This is a genomic window from Nitrospirillum guanabarense (genome assembly GCF_034653355.1).
Classification (GTDB): Bacteria; Pseudomonadota; Alphaproteobacteria; order Azospirillales; family Azospirillaceae; genus Nitrospirillum.
In genome coordinates this window covers 884,872-903,789 of the sequence record NZ_JAYEER010000004.1, presented here as the reverse complement: position 1 = coordinate 903,789, position 18,918 = coordinate 884,872, and the positions used below count along the sequence as shown (strand labels likewise).

The 18,918-nt window shown below is 68.6% G+C and carries 20 protein-coding genes and 1 pseudogene; 7 read left to right on the top strand and 14 right to left on the bottom strand.

Annotation, left to right across the window (positions count from 1 at the left end; genetic code table 11):
* Positions 1-261 precede the first annotated feature (261 nt).
* From UAA55_RS22195 to flgB, 7 genes are all read right to left on the bottom strand, one after another.
* A complete protein-coding gene (locus UAA55_RS22195; RefSeq protein ID WP_322955458.1) occupies positions 262-2,736 on the bottom strand; it encodes a hybrid sensor histidine kinase/response regulator in 2,475 nt (824 codons plus the stop codon).
* 196 nt (positions 2,737-2,932) lie between these two features.
* Positions 2,933-4,015, bottom strand: a complete 1,083-nt coding sequence (gene flhB / locus UAA55_RS22190; RefSeq protein ID WP_322955457.1) for a flagellar biosynthesis protein FlhB — start codon at positions 4,013-4,015, stop codon at positions 2,933-2,935.
* A 13-nt stretch (positions 4,016-4,028) separates the two neighbouring features.
* Positions 4,029-4,790 (bottom strand): flagellar biosynthetic protein FliR, encoded by a 762-nt coding sequence (gene fliR, locus UAA55_RS22185; RefSeq protein WP_322957744.1) that lies wholly within the window; start codon positions 4,788-4,790, stop codon positions 4,029-4,031.
* On the bottom strand, positions 4,790-5,068 hold the full coding sequence (fliQ, locus tag UAA55_RS22180; RefSeq protein ID WP_322955456.1) for a flagellar biosynthesis protein FliQ: 279 nt from the start codon (positions 5,066-5,068) through the stop codon (positions 4,790-4,792). Before fliQ ends, fliR begins: the two co-directional genes overlap by 1 nt.
* Before the next feature lie 139 nt (positions 5,069-5,207).
* Positions 5,208-5,513 carry a flagellar hook-basal body complex protein FliE gene (fliE, locus tag UAA55_RS22175; RefSeq protein ID WP_322957743.1) on the bottom strand — a complete coding sequence of 102 codons (306 nt, stop codon included), beginning with the start codon at positions 5,511-5,513 and terminating at the stop codon, positions 5,208-5,210.
* 26 nt (positions 5,514-5,539) lie between these two features.
* Positions 5,540-5,950, bottom strand: coding sequence for a flagellar basal body rod protein FlgC (flgC, locus tag UAA55_RS22170; protein ID WP_004272111.1), 411 nt, complete (start codon positions 5,948-5,950; stop codon positions 5,540-5,542).
* A gap of 73 nt (positions 5,951-6,023) precedes the next feature.
* A complete protein-coding gene (flgB, locus tag UAA55_RS22165) occupies positions 6,024-6,431 on the bottom strand; it encodes a flagellar basal body rod protein FlgB (RefSeq protein WP_322955454.1) in 408 nt (135 codons plus the stop codon).
* A gap of 445 nt (positions 6,432-6,876) precedes the next feature.
* Here flgB and UAA55_RS22160 point away from each other — a divergent pair, with 445 nt between their 5' ends.
* The 7 genes from UAA55_RS22160 to UAA55_RS22130 all read left to right on the top strand — a co-directional run bounded on the left by UAA55_RS22160 (position 6,877) and on the right by UAA55_RS22130 (position 10,331).
* A complete protein-coding gene (locus UAA55_RS22160; RefSeq protein ID WP_322955453.1) occupies positions 6,877-7,248 on the top strand; it encodes an EscU/YscU/HrcU family type III secretion system export apparatus switch protein in 372 nt (123 codons plus the stop codon).
* A 43-nt stretch (positions 7,249-7,291) separates the two neighbouring features.
* Positions 7,292-7,579 carry a hypothetical protein gene (locus tag UAA55_RS22155; protein WP_322955452.1) on the top strand — a complete coding sequence of 96 codons (288 nt, stop codon included), beginning with the start codon at positions 7,292-7,294 and terminating at the stop codon, positions 7,577-7,579.
* 4 nt (positions 7,580-7,583) lie between these two features.
* Positions 7,584-7,937 (top strand): FliO/MopB family protein, encoded by a 354-nt coding sequence (locus UAA55_RS22150; protein WP_322955451.1) that lies wholly within the window; start codon positions 7,584-7,586, stop codon positions 7,935-7,937.
* On the top strand, positions 7,934-8,722 hold the full coding sequence (gene fliP, locus UAA55_RS22145; protein WP_322955450.1) for a flagellar type III secretion system pore protein FliP: 789 nt from the start codon (positions 7,934-7,936) through the stop codon (positions 8,720-8,722). Before UAA55_RS22150 ends, fliP begins: the two co-directional genes overlap by 4 nt.
* 145 nt (positions 8,723-8,867) lie before the next feature.
* A complete protein-coding gene (locus UAA55_RS22140) occupies positions 8,868-9,323 on the top strand; it encodes an STY0301 family protein (RefSeq protein ID WP_322955448.1) in 456 nt (151 codons plus the stop codon).
* 166 nt (positions 9,324-9,489) lie between these two features.
* Complete coding sequence (locus tag UAA55_RS22135; RefSeq protein ID WP_322955446.1) at positions 9,490-9,894, top strand: BPSL0067 family protein; 405 nt, start codon at positions 9,490-9,492, stop codon at positions 9,892-9,894.
* Between the two features lie 5 nt (positions 9,895-9,899).
* Positions 9,900-10,331 (top strand): STY0301 family protein, encoded by a 432-nt coding sequence (locus UAA55_RS22130; protein WP_322955444.1) that lies wholly within the window; start codon positions 9,900-9,902, stop codon positions 10,329-10,331.
* A gap of 3 nt (positions 10,332-10,334) precedes the next feature.
* Here the strand turns inward: UAA55_RS22130 and UAA55_RS22125 are convergent, their stop codons facing one another.
* The 7 genes and pseudogenes from UAA55_RS22125 to fliM all read right to left on the bottom strand — a co-directional run bounded on the left by UAA55_RS22125 (position 10,335) and on the right by fliM (position 18,852).
* Positions 10,335-13,703 (bottom strand): tetratricopeptide repeat protein, encoded by a 3,369-nt coding sequence (locus tag UAA55_RS22125; RefSeq protein ID WP_322955443.1) that lies wholly within the window; start codon positions 13,701-13,703, stop codon positions 10,335-10,337.
* Entirely contained in the window at positions 13,700-14,428 is a 729-nt protein-coding gene (locus tag UAA55_RS22120; protein ID WP_322955442.1) for an OmpA/MotB family protein, read from the bottom strand. Before UAA55_RS22120 ends, UAA55_RS22125 begins: the two co-directional genes overlap by 4 nt.
* Complete coding sequence (locus tag UAA55_RS22115) at positions 14,425-15,114, bottom strand: flagellar motor protein MotB (protein ID WP_322955440.1); 690 nt, start codon at positions 15,112-15,114, stop codon at positions 14,425-14,427. Before UAA55_RS22115 ends, UAA55_RS22120 begins: the two co-directional genes overlap by 4 nt.
* A 64-nt stretch (positions 15,115-15,178) precedes the next feature.
* Positions 15,179-15,841, bottom strand: a complete 663-nt coding sequence (locus UAA55_RS22110) for a protein phosphatase CheZ (protein ID WP_145749564.1) — start codon at positions 15,839-15,841, stop codon at positions 15,179-15,181.
* 83 nt (positions 15,842-15,924) lie between these two features.
* Positions 15,925-16,854 carry a MotE family protein gene (locus tag UAA55_RS22105; protein WP_322955438.1) on the bottom strand — a complete coding sequence of 310 codons (930 nt, stop codon included), beginning with the start codon at positions 16,852-16,854 and terminating at the stop codon, positions 15,925-15,927.
* Positions 16,851-17,777 carry a DUF6468 domain-containing protein gene (locus tag UAA55_RS22100; RefSeq protein ID WP_322955437.1) on the bottom strand — a complete coding sequence of 309 codons (927 nt, stop codon included), beginning with the start codon at positions 17,775-17,777 and terminating at the stop codon, positions 16,851-16,853. Before UAA55_RS22100 ends, UAA55_RS22105 begins: the two co-directional genes overlap by 4 nt.
* Positions 17,774-18,852: pseudogene (gene fliM / locus UAA55_RS22095) on the bottom strand (flagellar motor switch protein FliM). The gene UAA55_RS22100 and the pseudogene fliM overlap by 4 nt, the downstream one beginning before the upstream one ends.
* Between the last annotated feature and the right edge of the window lie 66 nt (positions 18,853-18,918).

Here is an 18,918-nt window from a genome sequence, read left to right as displayed (position 1 = left end):
CGGCTGTGGTGAGGGAGAACGTACATGGTCTGTTCTGGTCTGGAAAGAGGGTTTGTTGATCTTTTGTTCTTTTTTGTTCTTGTTATGATGCCCTCAGACGCCGGGCGCCGGCATCCGCCGGCTTGGCTTCCTCGGTTTCCAGTCCACTGCGTTCCCCGGAAACCTGCGGCGGCCCCGGTCGGGGCCTCGTCGCTGCGCTCCAATTCGCTTCCAGGTCAGAGGGTTAGCAGGCCCCTCGGACAGCCCCCCGGATTCGCCGCCTCATGCCCCCGTGCGCGGGGCGCCTTCCATCACTTCCTTCACCTTGGCCGCCAGCTGTTTCAGGCTGAAGGGCTTGGGCAGGAAGTCGACCACGGCGCCGTCCTTCAGGGAATGGCGGAAACGGTCCTCGGCGTAGCCGGAGATGAAGATGACCTTCACGTCGGGGCGGAAGCGGCGCACCTGCTCGATCATGGTGGGGCCGTCCATCTGGGGCATGACCACGTCGCTGACGATGAGGTCCACGTCGCCACCCCGCTCCCCCTGCAGCAGGTCCAGCGCCTCCTCGCCGCTGCGGGCCTCCAGCACGGTGTAGCCCTTGTTGCGCAGGGCGCGGGCGCCGAAGACACGCACGGCGTCCTCATCCTCCACCAGCAGCACGGTGCCCATGCCGGTGAGATCGGCGGCGGCCTTGTCCCTGGCCTCCTCCGCCGGCGCGGCCTGGGCGGCCTTGTCGTCCAGGCGGGGCAGGTGGATGGAGAACTTGGCCCCCTCCCCCGGCTTGCTCTCCACGAAGACGAAGCCGCCCGTCTGGCGCACGATGCCGTAGACGGTGGACAGGCCCAGGCCCGTGCCCGACCCCACCTCCTTGGTGGAGAAGAAGGGCTCGAAAATGCGCTGCAGGTTCTCCGGCGGGATGCCGATGCCGGTGTCGATCACCTCCACCACCACCCAGTCGCCGGGCGGCATCTCCTCCGTCTCATGGCGGATGGGCTCGGTGGTGTGCAGGTTGCCGGTGACGATGGTCAGGCGCCCACCCTTGGGCATGGCGTCGCGGGCGTTCACCGCCAGGTTGATGATGACCTGTTCCAGCTGCCCCTGGTCCACCCGCACCAGGCCGGTGTCGCGGCCGTGCAGCATGCGCAGCTCGATGTTCTCGCCGATCAGGCGCCGCAGCAGGTTGGACAGTTCCGCCAGGACGTCGGTGATGCTCAGCACCCGGGGCTGCAGCGTCTGCTGGCGGGAGAAGGCCAGCAGTTGGCGCACCAGGTTGGCGGCGCGGTTGGCGTTCTGCTTGATCTGCATGATGTCGCTGAACGACTGGTCGCCCGGCTTGTGCCGCAGCAGCAGCAGGTCGCAGAAGCCGATCATGGCCGTCAGCAGATTGTTGAAGTCGTGCGCCACGCCGCCGGCCAGCTGGCCGATGGCCTGCATCTTCTGCGACTGGACGAACTGCGCCTCCAGGTTCTTCTGGGCGGTCATGTCCACCAGGTGCAGGATCAGGCCCCGGTCGCCGTCGCCCTCGCCGTCGAAGCGGCGGGAATAGACATGCACCACGGCGCCCGACGCGCCGCGCAGCCGCGCCTCCACCGGCGTGCCCATGCCCCCGGCGGCGCCCGCCGGCTGCCGGCCCTCCAGCACCTCGCCCAGGCGGGCCAGCAGGTTGGCGCGGTGTTCCGGCTGGAACAGGCTGGCGATGGGCTCGCCCTGCACGTCGCCCAGGCGCAAGTCGGCCATGGTGAGGAAGGTGGGGTTGCACTCCGCCAGGCGGAACTCCCCATCCACGAAGGCGAAGCCGGTGGGCGCGAACTGGAAGAAGCGCTGGAAACGCTGCTCCGCCCGGCGCAGTTCCTCCTCCCGCGCGGTCTCGCGGGTAAGGTCGCCCAGGAAGACCAGGCTGCCGCCGGGCGACGACGCCACGTGCAGCACGCTGGCGCGCAAGGGGGCGGCGCGGGCGGCCGCCAGTTCCACCTCCGCCATGCCGGCCAGGCGCTCGGGAAACAGTTCGCCCTGGGGCGGGGTGGCCAACAGGTCGCGCAGGTGGCGGCTGCCATCCTCCAGCAGGTCGCGGGTATGGCCCAGCCAGTCGGCCAGCGTCAGGTTGACGCGCAGCAGGGTGCCGGAGCCGTCGACCAGCATGACGCCGAGGGGCGCCAGGTCCCACAGCTCGCGCCAGGGATGGCTGCCCGGCACGGGGACGGCGCCACCGCTGCGCACCCGCCATTCCGACAGGCCTGGCCGGTCGGCGGCCAGGGGCCGCGCCGCCACCAGGCGGGGCACCGGACGGGCCACGCCACCGGCGGGTTGGCCCGGCGCGTCATCGACGAAGACGACGAAGGCCTCGCCCCCCTCGCCCCGGCGCACGGCCCCGTCCAGGTCGCGCAGGCGCTGGGTGTCGGCGCCCTCGCGGCAGTGGTGGGCCAGGATGTCGGCCACCCGGGCGCTTCCGGCGGCATGGGCCAGGGCGGAAAAGGCGCCGTTGGCGACCAGCACCCGCCCGTCCTCCCCCGCCACGGCCAAAGCGTCGGGCACCGCCTCCACCACCGCGCGCAACACCGCCGCGCGCGCCGCCGCCTGGCGCAGCCAATAAAGACCCAGCAGCGCCGCCAGCAGGAAAGCGCCTGCGGCGATCACAGCGACCATTAATGAAAGGGGATGGTCCAGCACCCCCCAAGCCAGCGCGGCCGCCAAGCACAAGACCATCAGCAGCAGCGGCGCCCCAACCAGCAGCATCAATCCGCCCGGCGCCAAACTCATTCCAGTGCCGGCATCTTTCGGCGTCACGAACGGGTCGGAGGACGGGCGGGAGGGGGAAGCGGCCACCGGCAGGCACCTCGGGATGGGGGCCACGATCCTATCAGCACCGGCCGCGCGGGACGAGATGGCCCGCTGAAATAAATTGGGGGCGAAATAAAACGGGCGCGCCGGGGCCTTTCCGGCAAAACGCCTCAGGTCAGCGTTTGGGGAAGGTCTTCTTCTTCAACTTGAAGACATAGGAGATGACCTGGGCCACGGCCTTGTAATGCTCGGCCGGGATTTCGTCGTCCACCTCGGCCGTGGCGTACAGGGCGCGGGCCAGCGGCGGGTTGGGCACCAGGGGGATGCCGTGCTCCTCCGCCAGTTCGCGGATGCGGGCGGCGATGAAGTCCACGCCCTTGGCCACCACCATGGGCGCCGTCATGGACAGCGGGTCGTACTTCAGCGCGATGGCGTAGTGGGTCGGGTTGGTCACCACCACGTCGGCCTTCGGCACGTTCTCCATCATGCGGCTGCGGGCGCGCTGGATGCGCAGGGCGCGGATCTTGCCCTTGATCAGCGGGTCGCCTTCCGTCTGCTTGTGCTCGTCCTTCACTTCCTGCTTGGTCATGCGCATGTCGCGCATGAACTTCCAGCGCTGGTACCACCAGTCGGCCCCAGCCAACAGGCCCAGCGCGATCAGCACGCGGAAGATCAGGCCCACCGCCTGGCTCTTGGTCTCCGCCACCAGGCCCATCAGCGGCAGGCCGATCAAATGCTCCACCGCGTGACCCAGGGGGATGAGACCGGGCAGCACGATGACCGACACCACCGTCAGCTTGATGACCGACTTGGCGAATTCGATCAGGTTGCTGACCTTGAACTTGTTCAGCAGGTTGCTGACGGGGTTGAAACGGTTGAGGTCGAAGCTCAGCAGCCGTTCGGCGCTGAAGACGAAGCCCACCTGCAGGACGGAGCCCAGAAAGGCCGCGATCATCAGCAGGGCGAAGGGCACCGACATGGCGATCGCCACCTGGCCCATCAGCTCGGTCAGCAGGTGGCCCAGCCCGCCCCTGTCCACCGGCATGGTCTCCGGCCGTTCTATGAAGGGGATCAGCACGGTATGGATGCGCCCGAAGGTCCAGGGCAGCACGGCCACCACCAGCACCAGGATGGCCCCCAGCATGAAGAGGTGCGGCACCTCCTGCGACTTGGGGATGTTGCCCTTCCCCCGGGCCTCGGACAGGCGTTTGCCTGTCGGCTCTTCCGTTTTGGAATCTGGATCCTGGTCTTCCGACATGGGCCCCTTCCCCCTACGACGACAGGAAGGGCATCATCTGCCCCTGGAAGGCGCGCAGCCAATAGACCATCAGCCCCGACAAGCTGCCGCCCAGCAGCAGCAGGCCCAGGGCGATCTGCAGGGGCTGGGTCACGAAGAAGACCTGGATGGACGGCACCAGCCGCGCCACCAGGCCCATGCCCAGGAAGAACAGCAGGCCGATGACGACGAAGGGTGCCGACATCTGCAGGCCGATGGAGAAGCTTTCCGAGAAGATGCGCGTCAGATGCTCGGTGAAGTCCCCCAGCGGCATGGCGCCGCCGGGCGGAAACAGGCCATAGCTGCGCACCGCCGCCAGGATCAGCATGTGGTGCATGTCGGTGGCGAACAGCAGCAGGATGCCCAGGATGCCCAGGATGGAGTTGACCACCGTGGTCTGCTGCGACATGGCGGGGTTGAAGGCCTGGGCGGAGCTGAGGCCGACATGGTTGGCGATCAGGCTGCCCGCCGTTTCCAGGGCGCCCATCATGGTGCGGGCGATGGTGCCGATGAAAATGCCGATCAAGGCCTCGCCGATGATCAGCACGGCCATGTCGGCGGGCTGCGCCGGCTCCGGCGGCAGGGTGCCGCCCACGGCCGGCGTCACCGCCAGCGCCACCATGACGCCGAACAACAGGCGGATGCGGGTGGAGACGAAGGTTTCGCCCATGGTGGGCATGATCAGGAAGGTCGCCCCCAGCCGCACGAACACCATCAGGTAGGTGTAGAACTGGCTGACGAGGAAGGTCTGCAACATCACTCGCTGCCCGTTCCGACCCCGACGATCTTGTCCATGATCCCTTCGGTGAAGGTCACCATGTGGTGCATCATGAAGGGGGCGAGGAACACCAGCGCCACGAACATGGCGATGATCTTGGGCACGAAGGTCAGCGTCTGTTCCTGGATCTGGGTCAGCGCCTGGAACAGCGAGACGGCCAGGCCCACCACCATGGACACGGCCATGATGGGCCCGCTGACGATGATGACCGTCAGCAGCGATTGGCGCGCGATCTCGATGATTTCCTGTTCGTTCATGCGCAAATCCACCCGGCGCGGGGCGAACCGGCACCGACCGCCCCACAAATGCGAAACGGGGCCAGCTTGCCCCAGAACCATCCGCCCCACAAATGTGAAACGGGACCGGCCCGCAGGCCCGCCCCGTCCGGCACCGCCGTCACATCGGCATGCGCATGATTTCCTGATAGGCGGAGATGACCTTGTCCCGCACGGCCGTCACGGCCTGCAGCGTCACTTCGGCGTTGCTGACGGCGTTCACCACGTCGGTCAGGTCGGCCTTGCCCATCACACCGGCGGCGGTCATGCGCTCGCCCTGGTGCATGGTGTCGATGGCGTCCACCGCCGCCTGCTTCATCAGTTCGCCGAAGCTGGGACCGCTGGCGGGGGCCGCCATGCCGGGGCCGGCGCCCTGGCGGGCGGTGTTGGCGTAGGCCGCGATCGCGTTCGGAATGGGAATGGCCATCTTGTTCACTCAGCTCCGGGTCGCGATCAGTTGCGCAGCAGATCGATGGTCTTGGTCAACATGGTGCGGGTGGCGTCGATGACGCCCAGGTTGGCCTCATACGACCGCTGGGCCTCGCGCATGTCCATCGATTCCACCAGGCCGTTGACGTTGGGCATCAGCACATAGCCCTCGCTGTCGGCGCTGGGGTGGCCTGGGTCGAACTTGCGCTGGAAGTCGCTGCGGTCGACATCCACCTTCTTCACATTGACGGTGTTGATGCCCAGCGCCTTGTCCAGGCTGTTGGCGAACAGCACCACCTTGCGGCGATAGGGCAGGTCGCCCGGGCTGGCGGCCGTGCTGTCGGTGTTGGCCAGGTTCTCCGCGATGACGCGCAGGCGGGTGCCCTGCGCCTTCATGCCGGCGGTGGACAAGTTCAGCGCGTTCATCAAATCCATCGGAACCCTCGTCCCCAACCCTTGAAACCTAAGGTACGAAACCAATCATCAAGAACATGTTAACCAGAACCGGTCAGCCGGAGCCCTTGCCCAGGGCCATCTTCAGCATGCCGATCTGTTTGCGGTACAGGTTGGTCAGCGCCTGGAAGTCGATCGCGTTCTGGCCGATCTTGGTCATCTGGTCCTCCAGCACCACGGCGTTGCCGGTGGGCGAGGTCTCATAGGCCGTACGGTCCTTGGCGGAGCGGAAGCCGCCCACCCCCGTGCTGCTGGCCGACAGGTGGGCCGGATCGGTCGACACCAGGTCCAGATGGCCGGCCTCGCGCAGCTGGTGCTTGAAATCGAAGGGCACCAGATCTTGCGCCTGGTAACTCGGCGTGTCGGAATTGGAGACGTTCTGCGCCAGGACCTCCTGGCGCTGGTTGTCCCAGGCCATCTTGTCCGACATCAGCTTGAAGATACCCAGCCTGTTCAGATCCATGATCCGTACCCGCCCACCCCGAAGGGGTTAAAACCAAACGACCCGTAAGGGTTCAACCAAGGGGTAACCGTCACCCCGCACACCAGATCCAGGCACCTCTACAGCGATAGATGGCTATATGCAATCCGCAAGCCATCGCTCGGAGAATCGCTCTAAACCAAATGGGATTCCAGCACTTTTTGCCGGCCTCGTTTCCGCGGGCCCGGACGCCGCTCCGGCGTCCCATGCATTTTCCAACGGCGACGTACCGCCCCACCTGCCGGCTGGCCATTCGCGCCTCCATTTGCGTCGCCCATTTGCGTCCAGGGGCACGGGGATATACCCTGGCCCCGTCCCTGCATGTGCCGCCATGGCCCCATATGGCCGGCCGGCACCGGTTTTCAATTCAACGAAGGACTTACCGCCTTTGGCTCCCCCGCCCTCAGGCCCCCCGCCCCAAGACCCCATGGGCGATAGCGACAAGCCCCGCCGCCAGGTGGCCGTGGCCTTGCAGCACATGGCCGAGGGCCTGCCCCGCATCGTCGCCACCGGCCAGGGCGCGGTGGCCGAGCAGATCCTGGAGCTGGCCTTCGCCAACGGCGTCAAGGTGCGACAGGACGCGGACCTGGCGGAAATCCTGTCGGTCATCGACATCGACAGCGAAATCCCCATCGAGGCGCTGGCGGCGGTGGCGGAAATCCTGGCGCACGTCTACCGTGCCAACGGCCGTCTCAGCAGCGGCGCCGCGCTGGACGCCCCCGTCCAGCCTCCCAACCCTTATGGCCAGGCCCCCGGTCCAGGGCCCGGCACCACGACCGGAACACCGCCGCTCAGATGACCACGTCCCCCCTCTCCCCCAAGCGGACGCCCTGGCCGCGGCCATGGACGCCCTGCTGGCCATCCTGGACCGCACCACCAATCTGGTGGCTGCCGGCGACGCCGTGGACTTCGCTGGCTTGGAGGAAGAAGCTACCGCATTATGCAATGCAGTTGTCCAACTTCCGCCGCAGGAAGCGCGAACCTTCCTGCCGCGGCTAGAGAACGTGCTGGCCGCGCTGGAACGGTTGGAAACGGTGGTGAGGAAGGCCAACGAGCTGACGCAGGGCAAGGCCACGGTGGGGCGCGCCGCCGCCGCCTACCGTCGCGCCGAAGATCCGGACGTCGGCTGAACCCATGGTCACCTCCGCCGCCTATTACGTCTACGCCGCTCTGATGCTGGGCCTGGTGCTGGGCTTCATCCTGGTGACCGGCTGGCTGGTGCGCCGCTTCGGCGGCGGCGCCCTGTCGCGGCTGCCTGGCCGGGCCCAGCGCCGCCTGGGCGTGGTGGAGGCCGTGGCCCTGGACCCCCGCCGCCGCCTGGTGCTGATCCGCCGCGACGGGGTGGAGCATCTGCTGTTGCTGGGCGGCACCCAGGATCTGCACCTGGAGGGTCCCATCCTGCCATCCGGGACGGCCGCCCCGACCTTCCAGACCGTTCTCAGTGAAGCCGCCGCCCCGACGGCGCCCGCCCCGGGGCCCCTGTCATGAGCACCACCGTCCACCGTTCCCGCACGCCGCCCCCTTCCCGCCTGTTCCGCTGGGGTGTGCCCGTCCTGGCCATCCTGCTGACGGTGGCGGCTTCCCTGCTGGCCGGCACCGCCCATGCCCAAAGCCTGAACCTGGACCTGGGGTCGCAGGGCGGCAGTTCCACCAGCCGCATCATCCAGTTGGTGGTGCTGATCAGCGTGCTGTCGGTGGCGCCCAGCATCCTGGTGATGATGACCAGCTTCGTGCGCATCATCATCGTGCTGGGTTTCCTGCGCTCCGCCCTGGGCACGCAGCAGGTGCCGCCCAACCAGGTGATGCTGAGCCTGGCCCTGTTCCTCACCTTCTTCATCATGGCGCCCACCTTCCAGGCCGCCTACGACGCGGGCATCAAACCCATGATCGACGAACAGGTGGATGAGCTGACGGGCCTGAAGAACGCCATCGTGCCCTTCCAGGACTTCATGCTGAAGCACACGCGGGAGCGTGACCTGCAGCTGTTCACCGACATCGCCAAGATCGACAAGGTGACGACGGCCAAGGACCTGCCCATCCAGGTGGTCATCCCGGCCTTCATGCTGTCGGAGCTGAAGCGCTCGTTCGAGATCGGCTTCCTGGTGTTCGTGCCCTTCCTGGTGATCGACATGGTGGTGTCGTCGGTGCTGCAGTCCATGGGCATGATGATGCTGCCACCGGCCATGATCTCCCTGCCGTTCAAGATCATCTTCTTCGTGCTGGTGGACGGCTGGTACCTGATCGTCGGCAGCTTAGTGAAAAGCTTCGGGTAGCGCCCATCGCTCTTCCGCGCCGGCGCAACGAAGTGTGGGACGCTTTGCCGCTGTGCGGCAGGCTCGCCCACCCTAAATTCGTATAAGGCGTGGGCGCCGACGCCCCACCCCATGACCTTGAGTCCACATGACCCGAGTGAGGAAAATGAAGAAGGTTCTGACCAGCGGTCTGCTGTCCCTGTTCGCCGTCACCGCCGTCACCGGGCTAGGGGCCGGCCAGGCGGCCGCGCAGGGCGGCCCCCAGTGCCCCAAGACCCTGCCGGTGACCGAGACGGTCAGGGACGTGCCGGCCGGCTTCAAGGCCTACCAGGACGGCAACCCGCCCAAGGCGCCGGACGGCAGCCCCCTGCCCCTGCCGCTGGCCGCCATCCTGTTCTGGAATGGGGAACCCAACGGCCAGCCGCCCCTGCCCCCGTCCAGCCAGTCGCGGGCGGCCCTGACCTGGAGGTTCACGCCGGCCCAGACCCAGAACCTGTGGCTGGCCTGCGCCTACGACGCCACCGCCATCATGATCGCGTCCAAGATGCCCGCCAGCGTCAGCAGCTGCACGGTCACCCTGTCCCCCGACGGCAACATGGCCGCTGGTTTGACCTGCCAGTAAGCGAAGGTCAGGGGCCGGCCCCTCGCCGGCCCCTGCCTCCATTTCCGGCGCTCGAACATCCAACATCCCAAAAGGCATAAAGGCTCTCAGGGCAGTCTGTTCCTAAGTGAAATGGAGATTGCAGGACACCCCTCTATTTCAAGGCGAAGAATGTGCACCACCCCGCATGGAAATCGCCGTCATGCCTTACGTCTATAATGACGCCATGTCACTTTTGACGAATCCGATAAAACCGAATGTAGGAACGGGGCAATGCGTTGCCTTGGTTCAAGCATTTACCTCTGCTGGGAGGACGGCAAGTTGGAAACAAGGCGCTCCTGTGCGGGGGAATACATCCTTGAGAATTGGGACAGCCATTGCCACTTTTGTGAATGGACAATACCCCAACCACGCCCACGGCAATCACGCCGCTTTTTATGTAAGCCAAGATTCAACAGGAATTTGGGTCATTGACCAGTTCACCAATAGCGGCGGCATTCAGAAGCGCCATCTTCTATTCAGGGGCCAGAATGCCGATGGGACATATATCGAACCCAGCCGAAATGGTGACGCCTTTTCTGTTATAGAGTGACGAAAATGATCAAACCCATTTTCTTTATCGTTACGATCTTAACCGCAACAGCGTCTTCCGCCGCAGAAAGCTTGCCGCAATGCCCTAAAACCCTGGGCGTCGTGGAATCCGCCCAAGATGTACCTGCCGGCTTCACAGCTCTACAAGGCAGGAACCCGCCAGTGGCAATTTCCCCAGCACCCTTGCAGCATCCTTTAATGACGGTCCTTTTTTCCGAAGGTCCGCCGGCCGAGCAGGCGTGGCTTGTTCCCGACATGGCCACAAAATCTCTGTTGACCTGGAAATTCCAACCCCTCCCCGGCCACGACATATGGATGGCCTGCGCCTATGCCGCCACGACCCTTATTACGGTAACGAAGATGCCGGCGGGCATTAAGGAATGTAAGGTCAGCTACGAGCATGATGGCAATATCGTAACCGGTACGCGGTGCCATTGAAACTTAGCGCCGCTGGCCTCCCGGCGCGGGCGGGGCGGCGGCGGCGGATGCCGAGGGCGGTTCGCCCGCCGGCTTGGCCGATTCCGGTGGCGCCGTGGCGCTGGGTGCGGCCCCGCCCCCGGCCGTCGACGCCTCGCCCGGCACAGCCGCCCCCTGGGTCTGGCGGGTGCGGTAGCTGTCCAGGAAGCTCTTGAACAGGTCGATCTCCTTGACCTGGTTCTGGATGGTGGCGGCGTCCAGCAGGCCGTTGGCCTCGGTCGGGCGGGTCATCACCTGGAACATGTTGGCGTCCGGCCCCTTGTCCATGGACGGGCCGAAGTCGGTGCGCAGCTTCTGCAGGCCCGGCAAGTCCTGGGCCAGCGACAAGGCCACCGCCCGGTTCACCACCAGCCGCGAAATGTTGGGGTCCACGGGCTGGCCGGCGGCCGGCGGCGGGCCGATAACATCGGCCAGGGCCTGGGCCGCCAGCGGCCACTGCTTGGCGTGCCAGGCGATGTCGATGCGCATCAGGTTGGCGGGACGGGAATTGTCCTGCTTCAGCAGGGCCACCGCCTCCGGCCCCTTGTCGGTGCGCGACAGGGCGCGGGCGCGCAGCAGGCGGCGTTCCGCCGCCATGGTGTCGGGGATGCCCGCCATCTCGGACTGGTCCAGCGCCGCCAGCGCCTTGTCCGGCTGGTTGTTCAGCAGCCGGATGGCGGCCTCGCGCGTTCCCACCTGGACCTTCTGCTCCCCTTGCAGGCGGTACTGCACCTGGCGGTCCAGCAGCTCCGCCGCGCGGTCCAGCAGGTCCACATCCACCAGCCGCTCCGCCAGCACACGGATGACGGTGTCGCCGTCCGGGCCCGGGGGCGTCAGCTCCTTGTACTGCTCATAAAGCGACAGCGCCTCCAGCGGCGGCATCTTGTCGGCGCCATTGCGCACGAACAGGCCGGTGAAGGTGTCCGTCATCTGCTTGGTGATCAGCGGCGCCTCGGGGCTGTTGGGGAACAGCGTGATGGCCCGCTTCATGGTGTCGAAGGCCTGGGGGAAGTTGCCGGCCTTGATGTGCAGGTCGGCCAGGCGGCGCAGGATGTGCAGTTCCAGATCGTCGCCCGTCCAGGCGAAGCGCATCTTCTCCATCTGCTCCGCCGCCTTGGCGGGGGTCAGCTTGCCGGCGGCCAGCTCCTCGTCCACCAGGGCCATGCGCGCCTTGGTGCGATAAAGGCGGTCCGTCCCCTCCGTCGCCGCGCGGTAGGAGTCGATGGCCTTTTCATGGTCGCCCGCCAGCCGCGCCGCCTCCCCGCGCAGATAGTTGATGGCGGTCTCGGCCGGGCCCTTGTTGGCCCCCCGCTTCACCAGCCGGTCCAGCAGGGTGTTGGCCGTGTCCACGTCGCCCTTGGCCAGCGCCGCCTCGGTCGCGGCGAGGCTGAACCGGGTGTTGAACGGCTCCGGATAGGCGCGCAGCAGTTCCCGGCGGCTCTGGAACAGACGATAGGCCGTTTCGTCGTCGCCGGTGGTGTGGGCGGCGTAGGCGCGCCACAAGGCCACGTCCGGCTCGTTCTGCAGGGGGGGCGCCGCCAGGTCGTCCAGACCGCCCTTGGCGTCGCCGGTCAGGATGCGGGCGGTGCCGCGCACGGCGGCGAACTCCGCCCGCTTTTCCAAATCCGGCTGGTCCTTGCGCGCCATCTCCAGCAGGCCCAGCGCCTCCTGCCCGAAGCCGTTGCCGGCGTAGAAGCGGGCGAGATCCAGGCGCAGCTTGGGCCGATCGTCCGGCGGGGCCTTGACGATCTCGTTCATGACGCGCTCGCGGCCCGCCACAAAACCATTGGGGTCCACCTTGGCCCAGCGCTGGAAATCAAAGAAGCGGTCGGGTTCCACCACCGGCGGCGGCGGGGCGGCGGTGGCGACGTCGGTGGAGGGGGAGAGGCGCAGGCCGCCCGGCACGGTCAATTCCACGCCCTCCTTGGACGGTTGCACCAGCAGGCGCTCGTCGATGGGGCGGATGACCACGCCCTGGGCCGTGGGCAGGAACTGCGCCTCGGCATAGCGCAACGGTGCCGGCGTCAGCTGCGGCGCCGGGCTCATGGGCACGACCTTCAGCGTGTCACCCACCACCGGGTCGGTGAAGGTGAACACCTTCACCGGCTTGGCCGTCTTCACCACCAGGCGCGGGCCCAAGGCGAAGTCGGGGTCGGTCACCACCGGCACGCCGTTGGGCGGGGTGGTGGGCGCGTGGTCGAAGGTGATGCGGTAGCCGGTGGCCCCCTCCCCCGTCACCTTGGGTTCCAGCACCGCCGGCGCCGGCAGGCGGAAGCCCGTTCCGCCGGTGAAGGTGACCGGCTCCACCTGGCCCAGCACGGCCGGCTGGTTGGCGGGGGCCGTGGGCACGGTGGTTGGCGGCACCGCGCGGTCGAACAGCACGTACAGCCAGCCGGCCCGCGCGAACACCGCGACCGCCGAAGGCTGGCCCGGGTCGAACACCAGGGTCGGCGCTGGTGCCGGCGGGGCATCGGCCGCCTGTGCCGTCACGTCGGGGGCGGCCGGCGCGCCCTCGGGTCCGGTGGCGGCGGGTGGATGCGGGGCGGCGTGTTCACCCGCCGTGGCAGGGGCGGCCGGGGGCTTGGCCTCAGCCGTCCGGGTTTCCGGCGCCTGGGCCGCGAGCGCCGGCGGCTTGGCGGCCGCCTCCTTCGCGGCGGTATTCTTGGCCGCCTGCTGTTGTTGCTGGATAAGGTAGAGCGGCTGTCCTTCCTTGACCGCGCGCGGGTCGGCCGGCGGCGCCGTCACCGAAGGCGCGGCGTTGGCCGCCGCGCCCGGCGCCGGGAGCGCGGCCTTGGCGGTGGACCCGACGGCGGCCTTCTCCGCCGTGGCCGGCGCCTTCTCGGGCGTGGCCGGGGGGGCGGACGTGGTGGTGCTGGCCGTGACCGGCGGCGCGCCGGGCTTGCCGTCACCAACGTCGATGACGACCTTGTCGCCGGAGCGGGACTGCTCCACCGCCGCGTTGGCGGGAATGGTCAGGGCGACGGTCAGGCCGGGACCGCCCGCCACCGCCTCCACCCCGGAAATGCGGGGGGAGCCGGCCTTGCGCGCGGCGCCCAAGTCGGCCTTGGCCGGTCTATCGAAATGGATCAGCAGCTTGGCGCCGTCACGCTCCAGCGTGGCCCTGACCGGCCCCGTCCAGTCGAACACCAGGCGGCTGCGGCCGGGGTGCTCACCGGCCCGCACCGCTACGGTGGGCAGGGGGGCTGCGGCCTCCGCCGGCTGGGACGTGGCCGGTGCCGGCGCGGCGGTGGGCGGCGGCTCCTTGGCCTCCTGGGCGGCCAGCACGGGCGTGGCCGCCAGCGCCAGGGCGGCGCCCAGCATCAGGGAACGGAAAAACGGGGCGTAAGCGGTCATGACGGGCCCTTGCCGTCCCGGGCGGCATAGTCGCGGATGACGATGTCGACGCGGCGTTCCAGCCGCGCCTGGTCGGGGTCGGTGGCGACGCCCGCGGCGACCGGATCGGCGCCGTCGGCCTGGCCGCGCACGGTGATGGGGTCGGCGTAGCCGGCGCGGGCCAGCGCCAGCGCGATGGTGCGGCCGCGCGCCAGCGACAGTTCCCAGTTGGACGGATAGGCGGCGTTGGCGATGGGGCTGGGATCGGTGTGGCCGACCACCTCCACCGCGTTGGCGACGTTGCTGACCACCCCGCCCAGGGCGAACAGGATGGCCAAGCCGGCGGAGGACAGGGTGGTGGAACCGGGGGCGAACAGCGTCTCCTCCGGCAAGGCGGCCACCAGGCGGTCGCCGGCATGGATGACGCGCACCGCCGCCAGGGCCGGGTCGCTGGACAGCTGGCTTTCCATCACCCGGCCCAGGTAACCCAGGTCGGTGGCCTTGCCCCGGTCCAGGTTGCCGTTGCCGCGCTGTTCGGCGGGCGATCCGCCGAAGATGGCCTGCAACACCTGGTCCCGCCGCGCGTCCGGCGCCGTCATGCCGTACAGCATGACGAAGAAAGACAGCATCAGGCAGACGAAATCGGTGAAGGAGATCAGCCAGATGCGCTTGGGCGCCTGGGCCTTGGGCGCCAAAGCCGGCAGGAAGCCCGGGATGGGCGGCGGCAGGGTGTCGGGCCCGGTCATGGCCGTGTCCCCGCCGCCGGTGCCACCGGAACGGCCGGCGGGCCGGCATGCGGCAGCCGGGCGCGGAACAGGAAGCGCACCTTGTCCGCCGCGCCCTTCTCCACGCCCACGGTCATGGCGCGCGGGCCCACCCCGGCGGCGGCCAGCGTGCGGGCCATGGCCCCAGCCTGCAGGACCGGCAGGCTGGCGCCCGGATTGCCACCGTCGCCGACCAGGAATTCCAGATCGATCTCCAGCCCCGTCTCCTCATCCGGGCGCACCGCCTCGGCCATCTGGTGCCACACGCCCTCGCGGCCGGGCAGGACGGTGACGACGGTGCCGCCCCCCTCCGCCGCCGCCGTGGCGAACAGGCTGGATGTCGGCATGGTCGCGGCCAGGGTGCCCCCCTTGCCGCCCTGGTCGATGACGGTGTCGGGCATCACGGCCACCAGGCGCCGGCCCACGGCGCCCAGGCGCTCGTCCGCGCGGGCCAGGGCGGCCTGCGCCGCTGGCCCCTGGGTCAGGGTGACGCCGAACGCGTCCTGCACGGCCTGCACGACGGCGTCGAACTTGCGGTTCTCGAAGGTGGACAGCGAGGTCAGCAGGATGAAGAACGCCAGCAACAGGAAGAAAACCGACAGGTAGAGGACGAAGACCCCGCCCTCTTCCTGGACGATCTTCCGTCCCCCCGTCACCAGCCCCGCCATGGGCCGGTTCCTGGATACCCCAACCGTCATGCCTGTCGCCCTTGGGCCCATCGCCTCTAGAGACTCAGTCGAAGCTCGCCAGCAGGCGGTCGATCTCATCCTGGTCGATGGCCCGGCCGGGCAGCTGGGGCCCGTGCAGCAGAAAATCGTCGTCGGACGTGCCGCCGGCCGGCGTGTCGGCGGCGGGCGGGCCGTCCGGGTGGCGGCGCTGCACATCTTCGCCGAAGGCCACCAGCATGGCCTCCACCTTGGCCTCGATGTGCTTCAGCGCCTTCACCACCTTGGTGATGCGCTGGCCGGTGATGTCCTGGAAGTTGCAGGCCTCATAGATGCCGGTGGTGATGTCCATCATCTTGGACGACACCTCCGGCGTCACATCACCGGCCATGCCCATCAGCTGGTCGCAGGCGTCCATGATGCGGTTGGTGGCATCCTCCGTGGCGCCCACCACGGCGTCCAGCTCATCCGTCGCGCGGGGAATGTGTTCAGCGTGGATGTCGCTGGGCTGCAGCGCCGCGATTTCCTTCTTGGCATTGTGGATGAAACGGGCCAGGCCCTCCAGCTCGCCATAAAGCTTGATGTCGTGCTGGGTCACGTCGCCGCCCATGGAGGCGACGACGGTGGAGACGATCTGGGCGACCTCTTCCCGCGACAGCGGCTGGCGGGCCTGGGAGCGGGCGGCATCCAGCCGGTCCTGAAGGATCGGGTCGGCGGCGGGGCGGATCATGGCGGCTCTCGTCTCGTCAAATGGGGCCGGTTATCGGGCCTGGTGGCGGCTGGGTTGGGGTTTGGTGCGGTTGGTGGGCGCGCTCATTGCGGCACGCTGGGCAGTCGCTTGCGGTCGGCCAGCATGGTGGTGACCTGCTCCGCCCGCTTGGGCGTCATGGCGGCCAGCACCGGGGCGGCCTTGGCCTCCTTCATGCGGCTGATCACGTTCAGCAGCACCTTGTCGTCCATGGCCTCGAAGATGCGGGCGGCCTCGGCCGGCTTCATCGTCTCGTAAATCTTCACCAGACTGTCCAACTGCTGCGCCTGATCGGCGTTGACCTGGTTGACCAGGCCGTCCAGCTGCTTCTTCAGCGCCTGCATCTCCGCCAGCTTCTGGTCCAGCCGCTGGCTCGCCACCTGCAGCATGGCCTCGCGCTGGTCCAGGTCGCGCTCCCGGCTGTCCAGGGCCTCGCGCCGTTCCGCCAGGCGCTGCAGCAGCTCCACATCCTTGGGCGTGAAGCTTTGGCCGTCCGTCGGGCTGCCCGAGGGCTCCGGCCTGCCGCCCTCCCCTCGGGTCTCCCCCTTGGCGTCGGCGGCCGGGGCCTTGGCCGCGCCCTCGGCGGGCTTGGCGGCCGGGTTTTCGGCCGGTTTCGCGGGCGCGGCGGCGGGTGTGGCCGGCTTCTCCGGCGCCGGGCCCTGGGCCTTGGCGGCCGGCACGTCGGGCGGGGCCGCCCCCACGGTCAGGGTCCACCACACGTCGCCCGCGCGCGCGCCCAGCAGCAGCACGGCGGCGAAGATGGTGGCCGGCAACAGACGCAGGCGCAGGCGGCGCCACAGCGGAACCTTGGGCGCCGCCTCTTTCTTGGGCGCGCGGCCGGCCTTGCCCGCAGCCGCGCGGGCACCAGCGGCCGGCGCCGGACGCTGGGTCCGAGGGCCCTGGGGACCGACAGCCTTGGGCACGGCCCCGATGGGCGCCCCATTGGGTGCCGCCGTAGGCCGGCCTTGCCGGGGAGCCGAAGGTTCAGCCGTCATTGACGCATGTTCTCCAAGGCCTGGAGCAATTCACGCTCAGCGCGCGAGCGGGCCTCGGGCTGGTTGCCGCCCGCCTGGCCGCCGGCGGTCTCGCCACCCGGCGCGGCGGCGCCCGGCGCCGGCAGGCGCGCCGGTGCCGCGCGGGGCGTGGGGCGGTTGTCATCCAGGCCGGCGTCGTTGCCGTAGCGGTCGCCCGGCCGCTCGGGCCGGGGCGCGCGTTCGGGCGCGCGCTCGCCATTCATATGGTCGCCGTTCAGCCGCTCGCCGGCCAGGCGCTCGGCCATTTGCCGCTCGGCGATCTGGCGCTCCGCCGCCATGCGCTCCGCCAGCTGTCGTTCGGCGGTTGAACGCTCGTTGGGGCGTTCCTGGCCGCGCTCCGCCTCCAGGCGCGCCGGCAGGGGGCGCGGATCGGGCCGAATTCCGGCGGCACCGCCGCGCGGCGTTTCCGACCTGTGGCCGTTCATGCCGCCCGCGAGGCCGCCGACCAGGCCGCCACCACCGGCGGCGCTGCCGCGCAGGGCTTCCGCGCGGGGCAGATCACGGGGTTCGGGCCGTGTGTCGCGCGCGGGTTCCGGCGGACCGGCATTGGCGCGGGCGCGCCGGGCGGCGCCTTCCAGACGCGCGGCCAGGGCGTCGGCCGCCTGGGTCATCTGCTCCAGTTCTTCCCGCATCTTGTCGGCGCGGCCGATCAGGTACTGCAACGCCTCGCCGGATTCGGCGGCGGCCTTGCGCATGCCCTTCACGCCGGCGTCCGCCTGGGCGGTGGCCTCGCTGAATTCCCGCACCAGGGTCTCCATCTCGCCCCGGCTGTCGCGCAGCTGGGCGATCTGGCGGTTCAGGCGCAAGGCGTAAACGATGGTGGCGACCAGCAGGCCGCCCACCACCACATCCAAAGCCAAGGAAAGCAGGATGGTCAGGCTCATGTCGGCGCGGTCTCCGGCTTGGGCGCCTCGCGGTCGATGCGGACGGCGATGTTGCCGCCCTTGCGCCCCATGCGGCCCAGGAACATGGGCACGTCGCCGCACCGCAGCTCGATGGTGTCGTCCGGCGCCACGTTCAGCAGCACGCGTGAGCCCACCTTCCAGTTCAGCACGTCGTAGAGCGACAGCGTGATCTCATCCAGCACCGCCGACAGGTGCACGTCGGTCATCCACAGCTCGCTGGCCAAGTGGGTTTCCCAGATGCTGTCGCGGCCGAACTTTTCACCCATGAACATCTGCAGCAGCAGTTCGCGCACGGGTTCCAGGGTGGCGTAGGGGATCAGCAGTTCCAGGCGGCCGCCGCGATCCTCCATGTCGATGCGCAGCTTCACCAGCACGGCGGCGTTGGCCTGGCGGGCGATGGTGGCGAAGCGCGGGTTGGTTTCCAGCCGGTCGAAGCGGAAGGTGACGGGCGACAGGGGGTCGAAGGCCGCCGACAGGTCGGACAGCACCACGTGCACCATGCGCTCCACCAGGTTGCGCTCGATGGTGGTGTAGGGGCGGCCCTCGATGCGCATGGCCGCCGTGCCGCGCCGGCCGCCCAGCAGCACGTCGACGATGGAGTAGATCAGCGCCGAATCGATGACCATCAGGCCATAGTTGTCCCATTCCTCCGCCTTGCAGACGGCCAGCATCGCGGGCAGCGGAATGGAGTTGAGGTAATCGCCGAAACGGACGAGGAGATCTGGTCCAGGCTGACTTCCACGTTGTCGGAGGTGAAGTTGCGCAAGGAGGTCGACATCATGCGGACCAGGCGGTCGAACACCACCTCCAGCATGGGCAGGCGTTCGTAATTCACCAGCGCCGAGTTGACCAGCGCCATGATGCCGGAATTGTCGCCGTCGCCGGCGCCATCCTTGTCGAAGCCCAGCAGGCTGTCGATCTCATCCTGGTTCAGGACGCGGGTGGCCCCGCCGCCCATGTCGCCAAAGCCACTGTCGCCGGCGCCCTCGTCCGCCAAGGCCGCCCATTCGGCGGCCATGCGTTCCTCTTCACTCAGCTCCTGCGGATCCGGCATCGGTCAGCGCTCCAGCGTACAAAACTCGCATGCGGGGCCCCGGTACCCCTTTGATCACCAGGCGAC